Origin of the sequence: Psychrobacter sp., from assembly GCF_036731945.1 — a bacterium.
GTDB lineage: Bacteria > Pseudomonadota > Gammaproteobacteria > Pseudomonadales > Moraxellaceae > Psychrobacter.
In genome coordinates this window covers 1-1908 of the sequence record NZ_DAINDI010000099.1, presented here as the reverse complement: position 1 = coordinate 1908, position 1908 = coordinate 1, and the positions used below count along the sequence as shown (strand labels likewise).

Annotated in this window: 2 protein-coding genes; both read left to right on the top strand. The window is 45.8% G+C overall.

Annotated features, from left to right (window positions below):
- A partial coding sequence (locus V7D75_RS13790; RefSeq protein WP_333615022.1) for a SulP family inorganic anion transporter occupies positions 1–816 on the top strand: 816 nt, incomplete at its 5' end.
- Between the two features lie 147 nt (positions 817–963).
- A complete protein-coding gene (locus V7D75_RS13785; protein ID WP_333615021.1) occupies positions 964–1818 on the top strand; it encodes a universal stress protein in 855 nt (284 codons plus the stop codon).
- Positions 1819–1908 lie beyond the last annotated feature (90 nt).

Genomic DNA, 1908 nt, shown 5'->3' with positions numbered 1-1908 from the left:
ATCACGCCTTATTCTATCGCGCTTGCCATCGTAGGTTTATTAGAATCTATGATGACCGCGACCATCGTCGATGAATTGACTGATACGCCAAGTGATAAAAACCGTGAGTGCCGTGGTCAAGGCATGGCCAACGTCGTATCAGGCTTCTTTGGCGGTATGGCAGGCTGCGCGATGATTGGTCAATCAATGATTAACGTCAAATCTGGCGGCCGTACGCGTTTATCAACACTTATTGCTGGCGTGGTGCTACTCATCTTGGTGGTATTTTTAAGTGAGTGGGTCAGCCAAATTCCGATGGCGGCATTGGTAGCGGTGATGATTATGGTTTCTATCGGTACCTTTAATTGGCAATCTATTCGAGAGTTTAAAACCCACCCGCTGTCCTTTAATATCGTGATGCTGGCGACCGTTATAACCACTGTGTTTACCCATAACCTCGCGTACGGCGTCGGCGTCGGCGTGCTGCTCTCAGCGTTGGCGTTTGCCAATAAGATCGGGCAATTCTTAACGGTCTTTAGTGAGTATGACGACAGTAGCAACACTCGTTATTACTATGTGCAAGGACAGGTTTTCTTTGCGTCAACGACGCAGTTTCTGCAAAGCTTTGATACCAAAGAAGCGTTGGACAGCGTACAAATCGATGTTAGCCACGCCCACTTTTGGGACGTGAGTGCCGTCGATACCTTGGACAAACTGGTCATGCGTTTGCAGCGCGAAGGTATTGATGTCAAAGTGGTTGGACTCAACAGCGCCAGCCGTACCCTTATCGATCGCTTTTCGATTCACGATCGCCGAGATATTGGACTGTTAGATTAAACAAAACGGTATTGCTGTTATCAAGCTGAGCGCAATAGTGTCTTTATTGTTCAGCAATTATATTGGTATATAAAATCAGGCTCGCGGCTTAAAGGCACTCCTTTAAACCGTGAGCCTGATTTTATTATTGAGATATGTGGTGCCCTTATGAGTAATTTGAAGCCAGATAGTGTGATTGCTTGCTTGGACTGTCCCAATCATGTGCAAGCGGTATTGGATGCTAGTATGTGGGCCTCTATTCGTCTGCAAGCACCCATTGGTCTGCTGCATTCTGTACCAAGTTTGCAACAAAAAGCTGCCGTTGATTATTCCGGCTGTCTCAATGTTGACGATGAAAATGTCTTGTTAGACCAATTCACCGCAAAAGAGCATTTGAGCAATAGCGAGCTAAAAGCCCAAGGTAAATTGCTGCTGCATCAAGCCAGCACATACTGCGAGCAGCAACATCATAAGCTAAAAACCTATACTCTGCATCGCCATGAAAGCCTGAGTGACAGTATTGATTACGTCGATGACAAGGCACAATTAATGGTCATCGGTCATCATGTGACTTGCAAATCAACCTTGAGTCAGCTGATACGTTTGAGCCACTGCCCCATTTTGGTGACCCATGCACCATTTTTGCCCCCAACGACGGCGTTATTTGCTTTTGATAACAGTCCAACTTCGCATAAGCTGCTCAATTGGCTGTGTAAAACGCCGCTTATTCGGGCGTTGACCGTACATATCGTCATGGTTGCTAAAGAAAACTCAGAAAACTGCGATGCACTGCGGGAAGCCTATGCGCGCCTTAAACAAGCGGGCATCAAATGTAAAAAAGCCTTACTCGACTGCCGTGATGTGACCGCTGCCTTAAATTACTATCAAAGCAAAAATGATATTGGGTTGCTGATGACCGGCGCCTTTGGGCAACCGCGTTTGCTTGAGCTGCTAAAAGGTAGTGAAACCAAAAAACTGCTTGGTAGTACCAAAACCCCGTATTTACTCTTCCCCAAAGCTTAGTGCTCTTTGTTATTTAGATATATATAGCGAGTGAGAAGTAATATCGATACATTACGCACTGCTGATATCAATTTTTCTTGCTTGCTGTGC

What these genes read in the sequence shown, in the direction of transcription:
- V7D75_RS13785 (WP_333615021.1), top strand. Translation starts at nt 964, where the DNA reads ATGAGTAATTTGAAGCCAGATAGTGTGATTGCTTGCTTGGACTGTCCC.